Genomic DNA, 20,342 nt, shown 5'->3' on the forward strand with positions numbered 1-20,342 from the left:
TAAATTATCCCGTTAGATTGGTCCCGAGTTATGAAAGGGTTGTTCTAGGCTTGGAAACAGCAGACAATAGCGGTTTCTCAAGAAAAGAATATTTCCACCAACTGCGAAGCTGAATTCCAAAATCAGACTACTTCTAAAGCGAATTTTCGAGTATCGGATAGCGTCTAAGAGACTATCATATTTTGAACTTCGTCCGTGGTTTCGTTGGTTAACGTTCTAGATATCAGGTCAGTGGTAACCTATCTTGGCGGGTCAAACCGATTCCGAATCTTAACAAACGTATCCTCCTTATCGTGAGTATACTTCTGTGTCGTTTCAGCAGTAGAGTGGTTTGCCACCAACTGCCTGTACGGAAGTCCTACTCCTGCTTGATTCAGGAGTGTAATGAACGAATGCCGTAGCGTATGTGGCGTCACTCGATACCACTTCCGAACATCACTATCGGTACCAAGTGCGGTCTTCTGCGCTTCTGGAATCCGTGACTCACCAATAACTTCCTGGATTTCAGCCCTTTCTGCAGCCTCTCGCACGATTCGGTTCAAACTCCCATTCGATTCGAGCTTTTCTCCCGACTGGCTCGGGAATACGAAATCACTCTCACTTGCATTACTGTATCCTCCTCGATGATGGCGAAACCAGAAGTCCAATTCAAACGCTAAATCAGCACTAATCGGGACATCGTACGGCTTCGACCCCTTTGGTTTCGGTATGTGAATCTCCAGCCCGTCAAGATCAAGGTACTCAATTTGGAGTTCACGCAAGTCGGAGTTCCGAAGTCCTGTCTCGACCGCGACGACCGCCATTAACCGATTCCGATAGCTCTCGAACGCATCGAACAAGCGTCGAATTTCTTCTCGGGACAACGCCTCCCGCTGGATTGGTTCCGGCATCTTATACCGGCTTACGTCTATTTCCCGGAATCGAAGTGGGTCGAATTGGAGGTCGCTACCTGCCTCTGTCCGGAGTCGAATATAGTAATAGAGCTCCCGAACCGTCGATACCTTTCCCTCAATCGTCGACTGTCGATTCTGCCGACGCACGCACGACTCCACGAAACCGAAAACGTTGGTAAACTCCGCATCCAGGACCGACAAGTCTTCATCATGCAGGAAGACGACGTACTCCGAGAGTTGAGAATCGTACGTTCTCACCGAACTTGCAGAGAGTCGCAGTTCACCAGCCTGTCGTAGGTACTCACGGGCATATTCATCCGGAACTCGAAGCCATTCGTACTCGTCCGTCGTACTCATACAGAATCATCCCGATTTGCTTCAGAGCCGAGTTTACCAACGAGTTGGTACCGTGGACTTGGATCGTCCGTCCTACCGACCAGTCCAAGATCGACAAGGGTTGATAAGCCCTCTTGGAAGGCTTCCATGTGTCCACCGGTCCGTTCGACAATATCCTCGATTCGAAGCGGCGTATCCTGTTCGCAAAGAACGTTATAAATAGCCGCTGTCTCGGAGGAAACCCTAACGCCTTCGATTACCGATTGCTGACTGGTGGCCGACCTCTCGTCCTCCAATTCAGTCAGTTCATCGACCAAGGATTCCAGTCGATGCTGTCCTTGGTCAAGCGACTCCAACTGTCTTGAAATCTGATTTACTGCGAACTGACCATCTCCTTGGAGAATCTCGCGGTGGCTCTCGATTGACGCGCGCAGGCACAGACTGACGTTCCCTTGGTAATGCCGGGTAGCCAGCTCTTGCAATGTCCGGTCCAGCGATTCGGTGATGGTGAACTTCCGCCGGATAAAAACCGGCTTGTCGGCCGTCATAACGGCACCCCCGTCAGTTCACTCGGAGGAAACAGATGGAACACGCGAGTCCATGTCTCCCAAAACTGTTCGACCGTCCCCGTACTCACTACCTGCTCACGGTCTCGCTCGTTGATACGGGGAGGGCTCCGCGAATCTGACGCGAGCTGATAATCACTCAATTCTTGACCGAGATACGAGTTCAGCAGTTCTTCTAAATCCGCATGAGCCAAGCCTCGGAGTGACTGCGCTTCCAGTTGCGACTCCACCAAAGCCCGACGAAGCGTAGTGACCGTCTCTTCATCAGGCGTGACGAGCATCCCTCCCTGATACCGATACGGTCGAAGTTCATCAAGCAAGGCTACGAGGAGGTCACGCTGAGATTCCGTCTCGCCAATCCCTACCCTCGCCGCGGCTGTATTGATTAGTGCGTCAGCGTTGCCGGTGCCGAGTTCCCAGTAATCGAGGTCAGTTTCGTCAGTTACTGTAGAGTCAGAATGCTCCTCAGTAGATGTCTTTTCCCCGATTATGAGGAACAACCAGCTTTCCCGGAGATCGTCGAGGTCAAGCCAGCTATGCCGCATCATTGTCACCACCTGCAACTACTTGATCCGCTGGAGCAGGGCCACTGAGGAATGAAACCGAGCCTTCTGCAAAACAGTCCGGGCATCGCGGCGGTGCTGTAACGTCACCATCCCATTCGATAGTATTCCAAGTACGAGCGGTTTCGCAGCGGGCGCATTCCCAGTCGTAGACCCCGTGTTCGTCAGCAAGCTCTGGATACTGGAACGCGAGTGAGGGCGTCAGCTTCGCGCTCGGATACGCTGTAAGATAGTCGGACAATTTCTGGGAAGGGTACCCGGTGAATTGGGGTAGTAATCCGGTTACGGCAACATCGCTGTAGTGCCGGTCCCCCCTTCCACAGCGTTCCCTGTACGAACAGAACTTGCATTCCCATTCTGCTTCCGGGTCTGCTGGCGGCAGTTCATCTCTGAGTCGATACTGTGTGTGCGTGTCCGCCCATTCGAGAACGACATCCTTCCAAAATGCTTCGTCGAATTCGACGTGGTAAATCTTCATGTTGAGCGATTCCCGACTGGCATAGACGATGACTCCATTGGTCAGCGAAATATTGTATTTCTGGGAAAGACCCACCATGTACGCGTGCAACTGAGCCCGGTGATGCCGATTAGGCGAGGAGAGATGCTCGACTGAAGACTTGGTCTTGATTTCAGTCGGGACAATCGGAATCGCGTCCTCGTCTACGATGAGCGGGTCTGTCGCCCCTTTGATTCTCAGGGCACCCGCTTCTGTTTCGACCTCAAAATCGACCCAGACTGTATTTCGGACGTACGCACTAGCCTCGGTAGCTACGTCCTCCAGAAAGGGAAATGCAATGTCCGCCTCGAACTGCCTCCCAATCCAAAAGATACCGGCTGGATCGGATTGCTCTTCAGGAGTGTTGTTTTGCTGGTAAACGATTCTTCGGTGGCACTGAAGGAGTTTACTCGGACTGTGGCGGTGAGGCTCTGGAGTGAACCCGCTACCGTTGAAGTACGGCGTTCCGTTCTTGATGTTCTCGCTGTACTGCCGCTCTCGATACCACTTCTCGAAACGGTCTCCGGAGAGTATCTCAATCAGTTCGGTGGCGGTCGGTCGCTCCTCGGGATTCTCATCGGTCATATTGCTGTCCGTCATTGCCGTTTTCGAGGCCCTGACTTTCTACGCAGAAGCGGAGATGCGACTTACTCTATCGGCGATTGTCGCAGTTCCTATTCGGTGGTATCGCTACTATCGAGAAGAGAATAGAACGTACTGACGGTGGGCGCGTTGATGTCTACCAGTAAACGCGCTAAAGAGAAAATCGGGCCTGGAGTGACCGTCTGACGCTTTGGGTCGTAGATGATGATATCTGCCTCGGCTAGTGTATGTAGATGAGTCTGAGAAAGAGCGTTGTACACGTTCCGATACGGTTCACCTGTTGCTCGTTCAGGTGGTATTCCATTCTCGAGTGCTGCTATCTGCCGGGCCAGCCAACGAGTTGGAAGTGGAGGATGTTCATCAGCCAAGAGTTGGATAACACGTCTTCTTCGACTGGCTCGGAGAGAGTGAAAAAGAAGAGACAGAGTTCGGTCTCGGTCAGGGTCCTCGGCTAATGACGACCACGGGAAGGGTGTCTGGCTTTCGTCCATGTCTTCTCGGTGTCCGGAGCGACTGGAACAGTGTATGTGAGGACTTCTTTCTAAAGTCACTTAGAAACACGGATTCGTGTTGTATCAAATACGCTATCGTGTACGACAAGAATAGCTTCAGTAGCGGTTTTGTTTGAACGCCTAACTGAGTGGTGTGCGTCCCCGAGTCTCGTGGATGAACCAGACCGACAACCGCATCCTCGAGTTATTAGATGAATCAGACCTCATTCTATCGCCAGCCGTGATAGCAGTCAACTTGAATTATACTCGGAACTGGGTATCACGGCGAGTATCCAAGTTAGTTCGTGCAGGATTAATCGAGGAAACAAACGGGTCCTACTACAGAATATCCGAGAAAGGGCGGAGATACTTGTCAGGATATATACCAGCAGAAGAGCTTGAGGAAGAAGAGGATTGAGAGTCCTAATCCCATCACTCAATATCGCCCTAGGCTCGCATCCTCTCTATCGGCCAGATGCTCCCGAATCTTGTTTTCTCGCCACCGGACTGGCGGTAGGACGCTCTCGGTCGCTCGGATTACCTCGTCGGCGAGTGCTACTTGACTCTGTGACGATTCCGAGTCGTCAACGACTACGGACTCTACTACTGGTCGGGTTGCACTTCTCGATCCACGCTCTCCACTACCTCTAGCGCCGCGACCGTGGGCGTTGAATCGTGACAACTATTTTTAAGCGCGACCCCAGAAGTCGCTCAATTATTCTACAATCAAGCAATGGGGCCAACTCTCACATTCACTATCTAAAGTCCTAAAACTCTTCTCCATGCGTCCCAACAGGCGTACCCATCACTTCAGAATAGGGGAGAGCTTGGAATCAACGTTTGGTCAGTTGTCTGCGTACGTCTCCAATGTCTCCGAATCAATTTCCTCCGGCTCACGACCGTATTCAGCGTCGAAGTTCTTCATGTACTCTATCTCGTCCTCATCCAGCTTGTACATCGGGCCGATCAAGTCGTCCACACGGTCAACAATTGGCTTGAGTTCCACTGCGTTCTCGATTACAGTCCGGGCCTTGCCGACGAACCGTTGTTCCATCGCCTGCCACAGCTCCTCGCTCAACTTGATGATGTCTTCTCGGTTTGCTTCAAGTGTCTCCTCGTCCGGGAACGGGAACGGCTCAATCTCCCACCAGTCAATGTTGCGTCCGTTCTTATACACCATCCAATACCAGTAGTACAACGAGGACTGGAGCGTGATGAAGCTCATCCGCCGCTCAAGATCAGACGAGAAGTACATCCGGTACATACTCGTCGGCGTATCCTTTCCCTGCTCTTCGTACAGATTCACCAGTAATGGGTTAATCCAGTACAGTGCTCCACGTCGACGCCACATAAGATGATCCGTCTCGTCATCCTGAAGTGCGTCCGAGAATGTTCGGTCACTAGCTTCTTTCAATTTCTGAAGTGCGCTGTGCGCAGTATCGTGGCCGAGTTTCGGGATAGACAAGTTCTGTCCATCACCGATCTTATCTCCGAGAGCAAGGCCGTTCGCCTGCGCGTAACTGATGTTCGATAGCGTCTCGTTCCGGTTCTCACTAGTAAATCGGATGTACCGGCTCGTATAGATATCCGGCTCCTGCTCGCCGGTGAGTTTCCCTGTGATGATAGCCGGCTTCACGTGCGCGCCCTCGAAAATCCGAGAGGGGCGATGTGCAAAACAAGCCATCCGCGTTTTCTCCAACCGTCGTGTGAGATGCTTCCGTGCCGGTTCTTCCCGCTGATCGTACGCGATTCGAAGCGTCGTGATGTTACCGAAGTGCCCGCCAAGCTTCAGCAACTGTAGTTCTCGCTCAACAAACTGTGCAGCAATATCGTTGATTCCCCCCGTCTCATACGAATCTACGAGGAATTTGGCATTGTCGGAGAGAATATCGCCGTACGGTGGGTTCCCAACAACGATGTCGAACGCCATCTCGTAGTTCCCGTTCTCGTCGACCTCACGGACCTCGGGGAACTCTGCTGTCCAATGGAACGGCCTACCTTCGATACGACTCAAATCGGAATGCACCGGACGGCGCTCGACTTTGTTGTAGTAGAACTCATCTTTCTCAGCGAATTCAATCAGCGACTCCAAGATATGCTTAGCGGCTTCAGCTTGACTGGAAATTCCGTTATGAATCTTCCTGCTACGAAGTTCATCTATGTAATCTGCAATGTCCATCTTACCGCTCTTGTGCAGATAATGGACATCGAACCCAGCATCCTCGAGCTCGGCTATCTGAGTGTCTGTGAATTTTTCCTTGTCAGTACGCTTGATAGAGACAGAATCGATGTACTGCCGTAGTTCAAAGGGCGAGATTTTCTCTGCAAGTTCATGCAGTATATCTGCATCCCGGATTTCATCCTCAACCGTCTGTGTTAGTCGGCCGATGTACTCCCTGTTAAGGTCATCCCGTAGATCGTCTCGCAGTTCATCAATTTCCGTTTTCGAGCCCTCGTTCTCCTGCTTGTATTCTTTCCGCTGAGTCAGAATCTCTTCCATTCGGTCGCTGTACTCACTCAACGTTGTTGCACCGTACCCGACGGTTGGAAGGCCAATCAATGAGTTCCCCTCCAAGATGTTCACGTCGATGTTTGGGAGTCGTCCATAGCTCTCCTCCCAGTCATTCCCTTCCAGAATTTTCAACCACGTTCGTAGTTTTGCAATCTCGGTCGCTACACGCCCAACGTCAACCCCATAGATCGAGTTCAGCGCGATATCGCGTTTCTGCTTGTACTTTTCCTCAGGCGACGGATCATCGCCTCCATGTTGTCCCCGATGAATAGACTGGAGCACTTGGTGCAGTTGCTCCATGGCGGCCGTTAGGAAGTGTCCGGATCCGCATGCTGGGTCGAGAACAGTAAGATCAAGAATCGCTTCACGCGCTTTCTCAAGTCCTTGTGTGCTTCCATACCACCCTTCACCGTCCTCAATATGAGCCAAAACATCTTCCAGAGACTCTGTCTCAGCTTGCCTACGGAACGTAGCTTCAACTTCCTCATCCAGCGTTCCCGCAAACGCCTCGATAATCGTCTCCTTGACCTCACCGTCAACAGCCTGCGAATTAATTAGGTGTGTGACGTCGTTAGGCGTGTAGTATGCTCCTGTCTCCTTTTGTCGATCTTCAGACTCACTAATGTGGTTGATGGTCATTTCGAAAACGCTCCCGAGAATAGCGGGATCGATTTCGAGATCTAGCTCATGGTTGCCCTCAATCAGCTTGTCGATAACGAGCACCATTGAAGGGTTCCGAACATCGTAGTCGTCCTCTTGAGTGAGATTCTTCCGGAACAGTCCCCCATTCAGATACGGAACTTCATCGTACCAGTCCCCATGCAAATCACGCTGTTTCTTTGGTTTGTTGAAGAGTTCGTAAAATAGTGGTTTGATGGTTGTTTCGTAGAGCGTCGTCGGAATACCGTCGCTGTAGTCCTCAACACGATCGTGAAGGAAACCTTCTGAGAGAACACCACGTTCCTCAAGAAACCGAATGAACATCAAGCGGTTCACTAGCGTGACCGCGAACACGTCCCTGTCCTCCTTTGATGCACCGTCAGGGGCGATAATATCGTTTCGAAGACAGGTGTCGTAATTGTGCTCGTCAGACTCCCCAAACAACACTTCAATGTAAACCTCGAAGAAGTCGTCAACGTCTTTCTGGCGTTGGTCTCGGAACTCTGACGGTGCAGTTTTCGTAAGTAACGGGACGAGATGATTGGGCTGAAATGTCAGCGCAAACGCTTCAAGTTCATTATCGACATTGAGGTCTGAGTCGGGGAGTGCTTGCTGGCTGATGATGTTCTCGTCTCGTGCCAACTGCCGGAGAACATCTCGGAACGAGTGACGGCGAACAGCTTCATGCTCAAAGAAGTCACCACCGCGCTCAGTCCGGTAAACAACCCAGTCGAGTCCGTCCGTGGCTATTCCGTCGTTCGGGAAAGAAATATTCGACAGGTAGTCTGCTACGAGTTCATCCTCTGCATCATCGATTTTGTTCAGGGATTTGTTCTCCCCAACAATCTCGAGAACCTGATTGCCGTGTTCTTCTTCGAGTTTGAAATCTGGGGTCTTACGCTGTGAGGTTGGTCGCCCAGGAGCTTTGTTGAGACCGACTGCATTTAAGACTGGGTTGATAAGAATGTCTTCCGTCCACGTTTCTGGTTCGGCACCGATGTCTCTCTGGGTGATACCCTGTTCTCCATTCAGTATTCGCTCAATCTCGTGTGGGTCATCGAATTCATCTTCAAGTTCCTCAAGAAAATTGACGAGGACATCTCGGAGGTCGGCAACTGTAGTCACGTTATCTGAATGTCTGATTACGGTACCTTCATACTTTCCCTGTAGGAGTCGAATCAAGACTCGGTCTTCAAAATCGCCCGCCGTCCCCCGAAACATGTTTCCCTAGTAACAAGGTTGATTTTATTCGTTTTGTCAGATAGTATCCGACTATGATTATTCTACCATTTCAGATATTTCAATATACTCTGAGAAAGGGTCATTTAGGATTTCCAGCCTGTTCAGGCGACGACCCTGACTAGACGTTTCTGAACAGACTGGAAAAAAGCATCTTGGTCAGCTAGAAACTTCATTGGGTCTATTTCAAAAACATGAACCGTTGACGGGGTGCCTGCCGTCTCCAACTCCCAACATCGTTTTTGGGTTCTCAGTCGCGGATACACAAGCCCAACAGCATCAGCTTCATACCCTCTCCCGTATGCAAGGACTTGGTAGAAATAATTCCTTTCTGGTTTATCGCCGTGAACGTCTGTTCCTGAGCCCATCTTTGTATACTTACTATCAAGTACAAGGATACACGCCTCATCGCTCCTGAAGAGATGGTCCGGATTAATGTTTTGATGAGGTTGTCCAGAAGCCAAACGTTTGTAGGTTTCTGCGTCCTTCCCCGTATACTCCCACGGAACATCAACCGCATCTAGAACAGCGTCGACGAAGCCTTCATACATCTCTTCCGTTTTGAATAAGATCCCGGGTAAGGCAACGTCTTCTCCAGCATATGCGGCTTCAAGATTATCTAAAAGCCACTTAGCAATCGTTAACGATTCGTCGAATCGGCGGTGCTGAGACGATAGAGAAACTTGGCTTGGCCGAAGCCCAGATACATCGGCTGGTTCAATATTTGGGAATCGTTGTTCTAACTCGTACAATCTATTGACTGTTTGGGTCGCTGTGGCCAACTCAGAAAACCGGTGACAGGCCCATTTGAGTATCCTGCTGAGTGGAATATCAGTCGTATAGACTGTCGTTCGATACCACAGTTCGGATGGCTTTTTGAGCAGTTGTGGGTAGAGTTTCCTTGTGCTCAGCCGCCCACGAGCATTTGAGAGCCTCTCCTCACGTTCAGTATAATCTGCTGGGACCCCTTGTGCGAGGGCCGTTGAAAGTCTGTCTGCATATGCCGCTGCCATAATATCCATTAGTGAGGACGCTGATGCTCCTCCATGAATGGTTTCTGCAAATTCTATGTGAAACTCACTAACTCCTGAAAATGCAAGGATAGTGAGGAAATTCTCCCGCCAATCCGCTGGAACATCATCCCTGTTAGCGAGATACTTCGGAACGACCTCAACGGTTTGGTTACCGACTTCGAGCTGTCCGCAGACGCCCTGAGGAACGACGGTCGTTGACGAGCCCTCTCGATCAATCCGAAAGGGCTCCTTCCGTAGGTCAAGCGCCTGTTGCCACTCCGGATTCAACGCTTGGAGTTCGTCCACCGCCTGCTTACTTAACTCCTCAATATCGTTAGGTGAGTATTCAACTAAAAGTACCATACGGAGTCAGTGGCTTCCACCAGCCAAAATCCAGAGGATTCGCCGAAGTTGCTCGTCGTCATCGATAGAAGACAACGACGGGGTCGCAATGGCAGCGTCCTTACCGAGCTGATCTAATTCCGACTCGAAAGGGGTGTCTGGCTGGAAGATTTCGTTTATTTCCACTCGTAAAATCGGCTGTAGCTGTTTCTCCCGCCCACGAAACAGTTCCTGTAGCTTCGGGAAAATCCGACCATCCCATTCCTCCGCAAGTTTGCGCAGCTGGGCTTCCTCATCTCGATCTTCTTTTAACGAGTCTAGATATCCATGCCCGAGTTGGAAGTCCTGACCCAGTGTTGCTGCAAGCAGTCTATTGACCCGGTATAGTAGTGCTGTCGCAAGTTCACCAACACTCGTTTCATCCGGTGAATCAGAGAGCCACTCCGCGGAGTCATCTGCTTTTACTTCGACCCATTCGCTGAGCAGGTCATAATCCGGTTTAAACGGAATCTGGCTAAAACGCCGAGCAAGTGCCGAATCAAGGGGTGCCGTCGACCGATCTAACGAATTCATTGAGGCCACGATGTAAAGCTGCTGCGGAAGGTAAAATGGGCGCTCAAAGTCATCTATGGAGTCGTCACCCATCGGGTCCTCAATAGGGTCACCTTCACTCAGTTGCGGTAACGTAAACGAAATGGAGCTGTCTGTCGGGTTTTCGTCCCAGTCAAGACGCTTATCCGCTTCCATCACTGATATGAACTCCCCGAAGACCTTCGAGACATTCGCCCGGTTAAGTTCATCAATGAAGATGACGCCACTATTCCCTTCCCGAACATGGTTGACCAACGACAGTAACACTCCAGCCCGCGGTTCTAACTTAACTCCACCTCCACCACTCGGATGCGGTCGCATCCCAAGGACGAAGTCCTCGTATTCCGTGCTCTGATGGAACGTGAGCCACTCCGTTCGCGTCTCGCCCCGAAAGTCCGGGATGCCAAGATCAAATGGATTCTCTGCTTTCGATGCATCGAATAATTGAGTACCAGCGTCAAGTCTCGCTTTGAGCCGACGCATCGTGAACGTCTTGCCTGTGCCTGGAGGGCCACGAAGGAGCACATTCGGTGACTCGTTTAGCCGGCGCAAAACCTTGAGTTCTTCTGGAAGGACTTCGGAGGTAGGGACATTTCTCGTCATAGAGTTCTCACATCGTTCTGGCGGAAATTAACCAAAGCGGTATTGTCACCCCTCCCATTTGCGTCAATGTAACGAGCCCAACACTCCTGAAGCAAGCTTGGATAAGCCTTGATCGTATCCTCGGTTACACTCCTGATAGTCCGGGTGTGGAACTTCCCAGCAGCGTCTCTGATGAAGTAAATCAACGGTGGATCTTGCTGAGCGTTCGTATAGTAATCATCCTCTATAAAATCTAATCCTCCAAAATCATCTGCGGTCGGCATATAGTCATCATCCACCCACAACTCAGGAGGCGATGTCACAGGGATTTGCCATGGTCTTGCGACAGTATATTTGAGCTGAATTTCCGACTTAGGAAGGTCAATACTATCAATGGGTTCCATTTCGACACTAAAGGATACAGAATCCTGGTCCGAACCCTCAAGTTCTGCGTCAAGTGCTGCATTGTAATTCCCATCTACACTATCACAGAAGTCCTCAATTTCATCAGTAATACCGAAGAAACGTAGAATCCGCTCATCTGTACCTAATGTGATCCACCTCTGCCCACCACCGTCTACATCGAACAGATTTCGAAGTGCTTTGAATCCAGATTTGGTGATAAACCGTGAGAGAACTTCCTCACAGTCTCGAGGAGCGTCAACCGGACTACTCATAAAAACTCCGTTCAGTTGACAATTCCAGATTCCTGTTTCCAACCATTGTAGCCGATAATTAATTCGGGCCAGTAAACTCTTTTCCTATTATCTAACCACTCGGTCGCGCAACTCTTCACCATTATTATAAGATAGACAATATTTTAGCAACCCGATGAACTTAGCTACTACCCCGCAGGGAACTCTATGATGTAATCTGTAGTCGGAAATTACCCATTCATCGAGATACTATTCTGTCTCGGTCGATGATTTCTTATGATTTGAATCATTATAATATCTTGGTAGTAGAGCGTAACGCATCACGGCTCATCCTGTAGCCTGAATTCACCACGTTAACTCCTACCTGCTTTCACCTCCGAGTCGACAGCGAATCAGACGATACGACCCTAATTGGCCAGGACGACTCCTTCGACTGGACCATGACTGAATAGCCTATAAGCACACATTCTCTGAGCGTTAAGTCTACGTCGAAAGTTACAGCACTCCCCTAGCTCAACCGCCGATTGATTTTCAGCCTCTCCCCCGTCGGCCATTAGAGAAGGCACGACAGAAGCGACCCCCATCCAGCAGTTGGATGGGCCGCGCACTCAACGAAACACGCTCCAAACCCCGAATCTGAGAAAATAAGCGATACAGCCGCTCAAAACACCAAATGTGTTGGCTAAGAACCGTGCAGAAACTGGATGGGACCGCCCGGATTTGAACCGGGGTTATCGGCACCCAAGGCCGAAAGGATACCAAGCTACCCTACGGTCCCGCACATGATAGTAGCGCGCCAGTCCATGTAAAGAGTTTCGTTTGTGCCGGACGATAGAAGTTGGAGAATCCATATTCGTTGCTAAACAAACTTATATGATTCTTTAACAACATCAAAAGATTCTGTGGCGCCGAGGACCTACGCCACGCCCCAAATCATCGCAATCCCCACCGTCGTCACCACTGCGAACACTAACTGAAGCGGAGCGCCGACACGGAAGTAGTCGGTGAACTTGTAGCCGCCGGGACCGTAGACGAACAGGTTGGTCTGGTAGCCAACGGGCGTCATGAAGGCCGTCGAGGCCGCGAACGTGACCGCCAGCACGAACGCGAAGGCGTTGGCGTTCAACTGCTGAGCGGCCTCCGCGGCGACCGGAATCATCAGCACGACGCTGGCGTTGTTGCTGACGATGTTGGTCAGCACCGCGGTCACGACGTAGAACAGGCCCAGAACCAAGATGGGCGGCAAGAAGTCGCCCGACAGGACCACGAGGTCCGCGATGAGACTGGCCGCGCCGGTCTGCTCCATGGCGATGCCGAGCGGGATGACGCCGGCCAGCAGGAAAATCACGTCCCACTCCACGGCGTCGTAGACTTCCGGCGGTTTGAGGACTCCCGTCAGGACCATCACGAGCGCGCCGGCGAGCGCCGAGACCATGATGGGCAAGATGTCGAGTGCGGCAACCGTGACTACCGCCGCGACAATACCGATGGCGAGGGGAATCTTCGACTCGCGGTAGTCCGGGCGCTCGACCTCCTGCGCGACGATGAAGTCGCGGTTGACGTTGAGTCGGGAGATGCTGTCGGGGGTCGCCTGAATCAGCAGGGTGTCGCCGACCTGCAGTTCGGCGTGGTCCATTCGCTTGCGGATGTACTCCGGACCCCGCCGCAGGGCCAGCACCGTGGCGTCGTAGCGTTCGCGGAAACTCGCCGTCGCCAGCGTCTCGCCGACCAGCGACGACCGCGGCGCGATGACCACCTCCACGAGGTTGCTGTCGGCGTCGGCGCTCTCCAGTTCCTCCTCGGTCACGTCCACGTTCGGAATCAGCGACAAGCCTTCGGTGTCGATGAGGTCCAAGAGCGTGTCGCGGTCGGTCCGGACCGCGAAGATGTCGTCGGCCTGAATCTCTTTCGGCCCGAGCGGTTCCACGAACGTCTGACCCCCGCGGATGAGTTGCACGAGGTCCACGTCGAAGTCGGTGCCGGCGAGCGCATCGGCGACGGTCTGGCCGACCAGCGGCGAATCCTCGTCCACGGAGACCTCGGTCAGGTACTCCTCTAACTCGAACTCCGCGGTGATGTCCTCTTTGGGCGGGATTCGGGCGGGAGTGAGCCATCGGCCGACCGTCATCAGGTAGGCCACGCCGACGATAGAGACGAGGATGCCGAGCGAGGTGAACTCGAACATCGAGAAGGCGTGTAAGTCGGGGTACTCACCGGCGAGGCGGGCCGAGAGGTCGCTGGCCAGAATGTTGGTCGAGGTCCCGATGAGTGTGAGCGTCCCGCCGAACATCGAAGCGTAGGACAGCGGGAGGAGCAGTTTCGACGGCGAGGTCTTGCCCTCGTGGGCGAGGTCGGTCACCATCGGGAGGAGGATGGCGACTGCCGCGGTGTTGTTGATGAACCCCGAAATCGACCCGACCACGCCGATGGTCGCGCCGAGTTGTCGGGTCTCGTCGTCGCGGGTGAACGCCGCGATTTTCCGGCCCAGAATCTGGACCGCGCCGGTGCGCTGGACCCCGTAACTCAGGATGAACATCGCCAGCACGGTGACGGTCGCGGTGCTGGCGAACCCCGAGACGCCCTCCGCCGGTTGCACGTCGGTCCACGGTTCCAGCACCATCAGCGCCACCATGATGCCGATGGCGGTGATGTCGATGGGGACCGGTTCGGTGGCGAACAGCACTAGCGCTGTGAGGACGACGAGGAAGACGACGCCGATTGCCGGTGTCAGCGAGAGTGCCACGTTTCGACTACAAGCCGCGGGGAGGGCAAAAAGGGTACGACTGCGGTCTGAGAGGCCGGGGACGACCCGACGACCACGCCTCAGGCCTCGAAGACTGCGACCCGACCGTCTCCTTCCACGACGACCGTCCAGTTCTCGACCGAGAACTCGAAGCGCCAGTGTCCATCGCCGGACCGACGCGCGAACAGCGTGTCGAGCGATTCGAGGTCCACCGCCCCGTAGAGACCGAGGTCGCAGTCGGTCGGGTCTACCGCCTCGGCAGTGGCGACGGCCTCGATTACCGTCTCGCTGACGACCCCCTCCCCGTCAGGGTCGTGATGGGCCTCGTGAACCGGAATCGAACTCCCACGCGATTGCTTGGTTTCCACCGTTGACATTGATACACTATTCGATAGACTTCCATATCAAATCCCGGCAGACGAGCGTCAGACGCTCGCAACACCGATTCAGAGGCCGTCGGCGTCGGTCACTCGTCTTCGCCGTGGCGTTCGAGTTCCGCGACGATTTCGTAGGGATGTTTCTCCTTGCGAATCCCGTCGAGAATCTTGAACGCCTCGTCGGGCGCGAGGAAGTGACTTGTGACGACCCGGCCGAGGTCGGTGGGTTCCAACCCTTCGATGAAGCCGTATTCGAGGAGTTTGCCGAGCGCGTGCTTGGTCGGAATCTCGCCTATCATCCGGTCGCCGAGGCGCTTGGCCCCCTTGCCAGCGACCGTGATGTTGGCGAGGGTCTCCTCGACCGCGGCGCTCTCGTCGTAGAGGGTCTGAACGTCCTCCATCTCGTCTTTCAGGAGTTTGAACGCCACTTCGTCCTCGCTCATCTCCATGCTGTTGTGGTACGAGGCGTCGGGTTCCACGAGGACGTAGACCTTCCCTCGGTCGTGGTAGTCGGGGCGACCCGCCCGCCCGAGCATCTGGTGGAACTCCTGTACGGAGAGCCACTCGATGCCCATGGCGAGCGTGTCGAAGATGACCTGCGAGGCCGGGAAGTCAACCCCCGCGGCGAGCGCCGCAGTCGTGACGACCGCCGCGAGGTCTTGGTCGGCGAACATGCGTTCGACCTTCTTCCGGCGGCCGTAGTCGAGGCCGGCGTGGTAGGGCGCGGAACTGTACTCCAACTGGCGGGAAATCTCGTGACACCGCCGGCGGGAGTTGGTGAAGATGATGGTCTGGCCTCGGTAGCCCTGCGAGGACTTGGTGTCGTACTCGCGCTTGACCAGTTTGTTCTCGATGTCGGGTTTCTCTTGGCCGTCGGCGAAGGTGACGTGGCGTTCGAGGGGGACCGGGCGCTCTTCGAACTCCACGAGGTTGGCTTCGAGCGACTGGGCCAAATCCGAGGGGTTGCCGACCGTCGCCGAGAGGTAGACCCACTGGGCACCGCCGTACTCGTCGCGCCGACTCGCTCGCTGTTCGCAGTAGTGTTTGAGTCGCGCGATGAGACCGTCGAGGCGGTGGCCTCGGTCCTGTTCCTTGAGAGTGTGAACCTCGTCGATGACGACGGTCCCGATGTCGCCCAAATCCCTGCCGGTCCGGAGCGCGTGGTCGATGCCCTCGTAGGTGCCGACGATAACGTCGGCGCTCGGGTCGAAGGCGTGACCGTCGTCCCGGACCCTGCTCGCGCCGACCCGGATGGTCACGTCAACGAGGTCACCGTACTCGTCCTCGAAGTCCTCGTGCTTCTGGTTGGCCAGCGCGACGAGGGGCACGAGAAAGAGCATCTTGCCCTGCCCGTTCAGCACGCGGTCGATGCCGGTCATCTCGCCGACCAGCGTCTTTCCGGTCGCGGTGGCGCTCACGACAAGTTGGTCGTCGCCGTCGAGCAGTCCGTTCTGGACCGCGAGGCTCTGGACCGGGAGCAACTCCTCGAACCGGGGTTCCAGCAGGTTCTGGATGCCGGGGTGGAGGTCGAGGCTCTCGACGGCGATGTTGTCCACGTCCTCGACGTTGGCGCTTATCTCGTCGAACTTGGTGAGGTCGGGGTCGAGTTGCCCCTTGAGCAGGTTGGTGATGCGCTCTAAATCTTGGACCTCCAAGAGCAAGTCCTCCAGTCGGCCCTTGGCCGCGCTGGTGATGTCGCCCTCGAAGGCGAGTTGGCGCTCCAACTCGTCTTTGGCGCAGTCGGGGCAGATATACTCGTCGCCCGCGTCCACCGCCGTCTCGCTCGTGATTGGCGTGTAGTGGCCACTCGACGCGCAGAACCGACAGGTGCGGACCACCTTCGAGTCGAGTTGGTAGGCGTCGAGCATCTCCTGTAGCTCCTCGCGGGCGGGTTTCCGGGTCTGCTCGGAGATGCGGATGCGGTTGGCTCGGCGCGCGATTTCCACGAACTGGTCGGGGCTACGAGGCTCCTCGCTCGTGCCGCGCTTGACGCGGAACCTGCCGGGTCGCGGCCCGGCGCTCGTCTCCTTCAAATCTAATTTGGCTTGGAAGACGCGCTCGCCGTCCCGATTCACGACGGCGACGTAATCGCCGGCCGACTCGTGGAGGAACAGCGCGTCCACCTGCGGGACCTGCTTCGACACGTCCTCGGGTAATAGCTCGCGGTATTTGAGCGGTTCGGAACCGCAGGTTCGAGACGCCGGACTCGTCGGAAAGCGCGAGGAAACGCGCCGATACCCGCGGTTAAGCTCGCAATAACCGCCGAGTCGGCGCGTTATTCCGGTAATACCGGTTCGGCAACCGGCAAATAACAAAGGCCGTCTCGTGGCAAGCGCCGAGTGCGCACAGCACGACTACGTATGAGGGGGAGACACAACAAGCGGTTACCCGAGCGGTTTGACGAACAAGTGACGCTTGAAATCGAGGAGGACGACGCGGGTGGCAAGCCGACGGTCCGAATGCAGGACCAGTCGGCCGCCGACGCGTGGATTTCCGCTGACATTCAGGCCCTCGTTTCGCTTCCGGAGTACGAGTAGGCGGTTCTACTCGACCAGTTCTATCTCGTCGTCGCCGTTCGGCACGGCGCAGAGGAACGCGCCGGGGTCGTCGCCCTCGTTTTTGTACCAGTGAACCACGCCCGCGGGGATGAGGAGCGAATCGCCTTCGCTGACAGTGTACTCCTCGCCATCGATGCCGACAGTGTACTCCCCCGAGAGGACGTACTGCTCGTGTTCGACCTCGTTGGTGTGTTCGGGCACCTCCGCACCGGGGTCAAGTTCGAACCGCCGGATGGCGAAGTTGGGCGCGCCGCGACTCTCGTCTATCAGGACGCCCTTGCGCATGCCGTCGGCCGCGCCGACCTCCTCGTACTCGATGTCGTCGCTCCGGCGAATCAGTGGCTTGGGTTGCTGACTCATGGCCGAGGCTACGCGCGGGAGTCGTAAAAAGTTGCGTCAGCGAGCGAGGTAAGGAAATTCAAAGGATTATTTAAGAATCCTTCTATTGTCTTTAGCATACTTCTAGATTGCTTTGCGGTTGGCGCGCGTGGGCGCAACCCATGTCGCGCCTCGCGTGCGAGGTCGTCGGTGACCGACTGCTCGGCAGACGTGGGTTGTCTGCCGGTGGACGAGCATCGCACCGAGGAGCGAAGCGACGAGGGAGAAGCACAGGAGGGTGGGGAAGACGAGGTGCGGACGTCATGCGAGTTGGTCCTCGAAGTAGTTTTCACCAGTACACTTTTCATAGAGTACACCATACAGACTTACGGGACAGAGCCATGCCTATCACTCGTGACGAGTTCAACGCTTCGGAAGCGTCCGACACCGAATATTCGACAGCAGAGGCGATAATCCGGCATCTCGCCGACCACGACGAACTCGCGTTTACTCGTCAGGAGATTGCAGACGCTATCGACAGGAATCCGAATACCGTCAGCACGAACCTCTCACGGTTGAAAAACCGAGGCTTTGTCGAACACCGAGGTAACTACTGGGCGCTCACCGGAGACGAGGAGCGATTGGAGGAGTTGGCCGATAAGGGTAGCATCCGACAGTCCACAAAGGCAGGGTTTGACGACGAGACTCCTTTCATCGAGGACGAGGACGAAGCAGAGGAATGGGCTGACGCCGCCGCAGAATATCCCGAGAGCGAAAGTTCTGGCCAATCTGCAAACTCGGCACGGGAGTACTCGGATGGCGGTCAAAATCGGTCCAGCGAAGGGTGGAATTGACGATTCTATACCGGGGACGACCACTCATCGTACGACTCACTTGTGCTATTTACGTATAGTCACATTGTCTAGTATGTGACGAGGACCATGACGATACGTCGATACGAACGAGGAGATGTCGTCTGGAGTATCGAGCCGTTTTGGCCGACGAAACGGGCGAAGGAGGCCGTCGATGCCGAAAACGGGTCGGTGGAAATTGAGGGAGACGATGTCAAGCCCCGCCCATGTGTGGTTCTATCGAACAGCGGACACCCGTTTTATCCGAAACAGTATCTCGTCGCCGGGATTACGACGACTGATTGGCTCGTCTCTCACCCCCTGAAGGAGAGATACTGGGTACGAGGAGGTATCCCGAAGGACTCCTACGTCTCTCCGTGGTGCGTATATCCCCTCTCACACGCCCACATCGTCCCGCCGCCGACGTACGAGAGCATCGACGACCCGTATATCGGAACGCTGACTGGGTGGTTCGTGGAGATGATTGCCGACGAGACCAGAACGTATCTCCCGAGACCGATTTCCACTCAGAGTTGACCGGAAGAAGCCACACGACCGGAAAACTCAGTTTCGGCCGCTGAAACGTCAGTACGTCCTTCGAGTTCCTCAGTCGTCTCGCTCGTTACTAATCCGACCGAGGAGCTTCCGACAACTCAGCATACGGCGTAAAGCCATCGTCAGGCGTCACTAGCCCCGACTGAAGCGCGCACGCCGACGCCCCCAGTCCTCGCGACGACAGCGGCCCGCGCCGCACACACCGGAAGGCGATGTTCTTCGCGGCGTTGTAGTCGTCGTGGGCCGAGGCCTCGCACTTCAGGCACTCGAACTGGTTGTCCTCCAGATTCCGGTTCTGCGGGTGGGTAAACCCGCACTCCATGCACCGCTGGCTGGTGTACTCGGGGTTCACTTCCACGACCGCGATGTCTCGCTCCGCGGCGCGGTACTCCACGAACGACAGCAGTCGGTCGAACAGCCATTCGTGGTAGGCGGTAGTCTCGGGGGTGAGTTCGCAGACCTCACTCAGTTCGCCGAACGCGACGAGTTCGCAGTCGTACTGGTCGGCCTCGGCCACGATGTCGTTGGCGACTTCGTGGAGGCGCTGGCGGACGAACCGGTCGAGGCGATTGCCCGCCTGCCGGAGCGTCCGGGCCGCGCTTCTGGTGCCGGTCGCTTCGAGGTCCATGCGGAGTTCCTCGAACTCGTCTCTGCGGTGGGTCAACTCGCCGCCGGAGAAGAACTCGGCCGTACTCGTCACCGCGAGATTTTCGACGCCCAAATCGACGCCAAGCACCGTCGCGCCCTCGGTCGGGAGGTCGATGTCCGGACTCGGCGTCCGGAATCCCAGATGGAAGGTGAACTCGCCGTCTCGGTAGTGGAGGGTACTCTTGGCGGGTTCCCAGTCGTCGTCGTCCAGATACCGGGACTGATAGCCGCCGTCGGCGGGGAGTTCGAGGTCACACCGGACGCGCTCGCCGGTCGTGGTGAGACTGACCGACCGGTCGTCGAACACCGTCATCGTCCGGGTGTCGAACGCGACGGTCGGACTGGTGAACTGGGGCTTCGAACCGTCGCCGTCCCGAGCGCGCTTGATGGCCTCGGCCGCGCGGTGGGTCGCCAACACCGCGTGCTGGCTTCCGAGGTCGGTCTCGTCTCGCAGGCGGTCGTAGGCTAACTGTTGGACTTCGCTTCTCGTGTGACAGACACCCCACGCCTCGTTGACCGCGAGTTGGCAACCGCGTTTCCACTCCTCGACCAACTCACGAAGCCGTGTGGCGTCCGTCGGAGACACGGAAAGTCCGGTGACTGCCGTTCGTCTGCAATATTCGGTGTCTGCCACGTTGTACGTCTGTGTCTCAGGGGGCCTCTTGAATACTTTGGCTTGGCCGCAAGGGCTAAGTCAATCGGGTTGGCCAACTGCCAAAACTACCGGCCGGAACCGGGGCGACCTTACC

Annotated in this window: 18 protein-coding genes and 1 tRNA gene; 4 read left to right on the forward strand and 15 right to left on the reverse strand. The window is 55.2% G+C overall.

The window, feature by feature from the left end; genetic code table 11:
* Positions 1-239: 239 nt before the first annotated feature.
* The 5 genes from P2T57_RS11610 to P2T57_RS20360 form a co-directional block, all read right to left on the reverse strand.
* The gene (locus P2T57_RS11610; protein ID WP_276299377.1) at positions 240-1,250 is read right to left on the reverse strand and encodes a tyrosine-type recombinase/integrase; all 1,011 of its coding nucleotides are present in this window, start codon (positions 1,248-1,250) and stop codon (positions 240-242) included.
* Positions 1,247-1,777 (reverse strand): hypothetical protein, encoded by a 531-nt coding sequence (locus P2T57_RS11615; RefSeq protein ID WP_276299378.1) that lies wholly within the window; start codon positions 1,775-1,777, stop codon positions 1,247-1,249. Before P2T57_RS11615 ends, P2T57_RS11610 begins: the two co-directional genes overlap by 4 nt.
* Positions 1,774-2,343, reverse strand: a complete 570-nt coding sequence (locus P2T57_RS11620; RefSeq protein ID WP_276299379.1) for a hypothetical protein — start codon at positions 2,341-2,343, stop codon at positions 1,774-1,776. Before P2T57_RS11620 ends, P2T57_RS11615 begins: the two co-directional genes overlap by 4 nt.
* Positions 2,330-3,454: a CRISPR-associated protein Cas4 gene (locus P2T57_RS11625; RefSeq protein WP_276299380.1), complete on the reverse strand. Its 1,125-nt coding sequence runs from the start codon at positions 3,452-3,454 to the stop codon at positions 2,330-2,332. The genes P2T57_RS11620 and P2T57_RS11625 overlap by 14 nt, the downstream gene beginning before the upstream one ends.
* Before the next feature lie 74 nt (positions 3,455-3,528).
* The gene (locus P2T57_RS20360) at positions 3,529-3,948 is read right to left on the reverse strand and encodes a DUF7344 domain-containing protein (RefSeq protein ID WP_420028492.1); all 420 of its coding nucleotides are present in this window, start codon (positions 3,946-3,948) and stop codon (positions 3,529-3,531) included.
* Between the two features lie 175 nt (positions 3,949-4,123).
* Here P2T57_RS20360 and P2T57_RS11630 point away from each other — a divergent pair, with 175 nt between their 5' ends.
* The gene (locus P2T57_RS11630; RefSeq protein WP_276299381.1) at positions 4,124-4,366 is read left to right on the forward strand and encodes a winged helix-turn-helix transcriptional regulator; all 243 of its coding nucleotides are present in this window, start codon (positions 4,124-4,126) and stop codon (positions 4,364-4,366) included.
* A 426-nt stretch (positions 4,367-4,792) separates the two neighbouring features.
* Here the strand turns inward: P2T57_RS11630 and P2T57_RS11635 are convergent, their stop codons facing one another.
* The 8 genes from P2T57_RS11635 to P2T57_RS11670 all read right to left on the reverse strand — a co-directional run bounded on the left by P2T57_RS11635 (position 4,793) and on the right by P2T57_RS11670 (position 16,807).
* Entirely contained in the window at positions 4,793-8,245 is a 3,453-nt protein-coding gene (locus P2T57_RS11635; protein ID WP_276299382.1) for an Eco57I restriction-modification methylase domain-containing protein, read from the reverse strand.
* Between the two features lie 218 nt (positions 8,246-8,463).
* Complete coding sequence (locus P2T57_RS11640) at positions 8,464-9,735, reverse strand: McrC family protein (RefSeq protein WP_276299383.1); 1,272 nt, start codon at positions 9,733-9,735, stop codon at positions 8,464-8,466.
* Positions 9,736-9,741: 6 nt separating this feature from the next.
* Positions 9,742-10,908, reverse strand: a complete 1,167-nt coding sequence (locus P2T57_RS11645; RefSeq protein ID WP_276299384.1) for an AAA family ATPase — start codon at positions 10,906-10,908, stop codon at positions 9,742-9,744.
* Positions 10,905-11,564 (reverse strand): hypothetical protein, encoded by a 660-nt coding sequence (locus P2T57_RS11650; RefSeq protein ID WP_276299385.1) that lies wholly within the window; start codon positions 11,562-11,564, stop codon positions 10,905-10,907. The genes P2T57_RS11645 and P2T57_RS11650 overlap by 4 nt, the downstream gene beginning before the upstream one ends.
* 684 nt (positions 11,565-12,248) lie before the next feature.
* Positions 12,249-12,321: transfer RNA gene (locus P2T57_RS11655), tRNA-Pro, on the reverse strand.
* A 138-nt stretch (positions 12,322-12,459) separates the two neighbouring features.
* Entirely contained in the window at positions 12,460-14,286 is a 1,827-nt protein-coding gene (locus tag P2T57_RS11660) for an SLC13 family permease (RefSeq protein ID WP_420028493.1), read from the reverse strand.
* Positions 14,287-14,366: 80 nt separating this feature from the next.
* Positions 14,367-14,663: a HalOD1 output domain-containing protein gene (locus P2T57_RS11665; protein ID WP_276299386.1), complete on the reverse strand. Its 297-nt coding sequence runs from the start codon at positions 14,661-14,663 to the stop codon at positions 14,367-14,369.
* 89 nt (positions 14,664-14,752) lie between these two features.
* On the reverse strand, positions 14,753-16,807 hold the full coding sequence (locus P2T57_RS11670; protein ID WP_276299387.1) for a DEAD/DEAH box helicase: 2,055 nt from the start codon (positions 16,805-16,807) through the stop codon (positions 14,753-14,755).
* 216 nt (positions 16,808-17,023) lie between these two features.
* Here P2T57_RS11670 and P2T57_RS11675 point away from each other — a divergent pair, with 216 nt between their 5' ends.
* Complete coding sequence (locus P2T57_RS11675) at positions 17,024-17,200, forward strand: hypothetical protein (protein ID WP_168215847.1); 177 nt, start codon at positions 17,024-17,026, stop codon at positions 17,198-17,200.
* Between the two features lie 6 nt (positions 17,201-17,206).
* Here P2T57_RS11675 and P2T57_RS11680 read toward each other — a convergent pair whose 3' ends face one another.
* Entirely contained in the window at positions 17,207-17,581 is a 375-nt protein-coding gene (locus tag P2T57_RS11680; protein WP_276299388.1) for a cupin domain-containing protein, read from the reverse strand.
* Between the two features lie 359 nt (positions 17,582-17,940).
* On the opposite strand from P2T57_RS11680, the gene P2T57_RS11685 reads away from it, so the two are divergent.
* Positions 17,941-18,393, forward strand: coding sequence for a winged helix-turn-helix domain-containing protein (locus P2T57_RS11685; RefSeq protein WP_276299389.1), 453 nt, complete (start codon positions 17,941-17,943; stop codon positions 18,391-18,393).
* An 87-nt stretch (positions 18,394-18,480) separates the two neighbouring features.
* Entirely contained in the window at positions 18,481-18,927 is a 447-nt protein-coding gene (locus tag P2T57_RS11690) for a hypothetical protein (RefSeq protein WP_276299390.1), read from the forward strand.
* Positions 18,928-19,015: 88 nt separating this feature from the next.
* Here P2T57_RS11690 and P2T57_RS11695 read toward each other — a convergent pair whose 3' ends face one another.
* Entirely contained in the window at positions 19,016-20,179 is a 1,164-nt protein-coding gene (locus P2T57_RS11695; RefSeq protein WP_420028494.1) for an RNA-guided endonuclease InsQ/TnpB family protein, read from the reverse strand.
* Positions 20,180-20,342: the final 163 nt, after the last annotated feature.

It is taken from the genome of Halorussus lipolyticus, from assembly GCF_029338375.1.
Taxonomy (GTDB): domain Archaea; phylum Halobacteriota; class Halobacteria; order Halobacteriales; family Haladaptataceae; genus Halorussus; species Halorussus lipolyticus.